This window comes from Collinsella sp. AF16-8 (genome assembly GCF_003462695.1).
GTDB lineage: Bacteria > Actinomycetota > Coriobacteriia > Coriobacteriales > Coriobacteriaceae > Collinsella.
Genome location: NZ_QRXX01000030.1, coordinates 1 through 1,355, shown reverse-complemented (window position 1 = coordinate 1,355; position 1,355 = coordinate 1). Strand labels below are relative to the sequence as shown.

Annotated in this window: 1 protein-coding gene; it reads left to right on the top strand. The window is 64.2% G+C overall.

Features of this window, described 5'->3' with window-relative positions; translation table 11 throughout:
• Nucleotides 1-177 precede the first annotated feature (177 nt).
• Nucleotides 178-702 (top strand): hypothetical protein, encoded by a 525-nt coding sequence (locus DWW73_RS10020; RefSeq protein WP_117779482.1) that lies wholly within the window; start codon nucleotides 178-180, stop codon nucleotides 700-702.
• Nucleotides 703-1,355 lie beyond the last annotated feature (653 nt).

Sequence of the window (1,355 nt, the reverse complement as noted above, 5' to 3'; positions counted from 1 at the left end):
GGTTTTGGGTCGAGAATCGGTGCGAACCGAATCACGACCCAAAACCCGCGCCATGCGCCGAGATGGGGCGGGCTGTGAACCGATTCACTGCCGCGACTTGATATAATCGCAGGTAGATTGATATATGAAGGTTCCAATAATAGGCCTTATGTTAGCTTGTGCTGGAGATGAAACGCCATGACCGCATCAAACCGTGACGCGACCGAAAAGCCCGATGCCGCGACTTTGACCACCATAGCCGAGGTCGCCAAGGCCTGCGGCGTGTCCAAATCGACCGCGGCGCGGCGCCTCAAGGAGCTCGATCTGGCCACGGTTTCCGACCCGTCCGACCGCCGCGGCCGACAGCTGCTCCCGCCCGCGACCGCGTCGGCGCTCGCCGCGGCGCTGCTGCCGTCCGACGGTCCCGCGCCCGAGGACCCCGATGCCGCCCGCGACCTGCTCGAGGCGCAGGTCGAGTCGTACCGCGACCAGATCGCCGCGCTCGAGCGCGAGGTCGAGCGGCTGACCGACCAGATCGCCAAGCGCGACGCCGCGTCGGTCGAGGCCGTCGCGCAGGCCGAGCAGCGCATCGAGGACCTGAAGCGCGAGAACGCCCAGCTCCGCGAGGACCTTGCGCTGAGCCGCCGTTTGGAAGGGTTCCACTGGCCCTGGACGCGCGACCGCATCAAGGCGCAGCATCTCCTACCAAAAAGTACCGTTTAACTGCTCGAGCTCTATCCCTAAGTCAACTCGGGCGCTTGTTGAAAGCGCGGAAAATCGAAGATTTACCGCCCTTCCAACAAGCGCCCCGCACCGCTCCGACGGGCTAAAAACGCCCATGAAAACCGCTCCGCGGTTTCCTACGGGCTACCCGTCTCCGCTGGGGTTTTACGTTTCACTTTTTGGGAGAGTTTCAAGAGGTTATCAAGGACGCGGGTGTATGAGGGGCGCGTAGCCCCTCATCAGAGCGAGCGTAGCGAGCGTGCCGCGGATGCCATGTGCGCTCCCACCGCCCCGCGGGTAGCGGGGACGCCGCCGCAGGTCCAGGAACTCGGTCCGCTCCCTCCCCGCCTTGGAGCGGATGGACGGATGGTTGGATGGTCGGCGTATGCCGCAGGTTGACGGCGGGTGGGACCCTCGCGCCGAAATCTTGCAGGTTTTGATGGGTGGTCGCGAGGTCTGTGGGGCTTTCTGGTTGAACTTTTGCAGTGGTGGTGCAACCACGGAACCCACCCGTGCCGACCCCCCCCCTCGCGAAAAAACCAGCATCTAGCTGGAAAAACCTCACCCGCCCCTTGGCTTTTTAGATCTCGTGATTCGCGGGTATCCGCACAGCTTCGCCCCTGCCGTCTACGGCGCTGCGGCGCCGCGCAGGG

Excerpts from the sequence above, each read along its gene's own strand:
- DWW73_RS10020 (WP_117779482.1), top strand. The coding sequence starts at position 178 with ATGACCGCATCAAACCGTGACGCGACCGAAAAGCCCGATGCCGCGACT.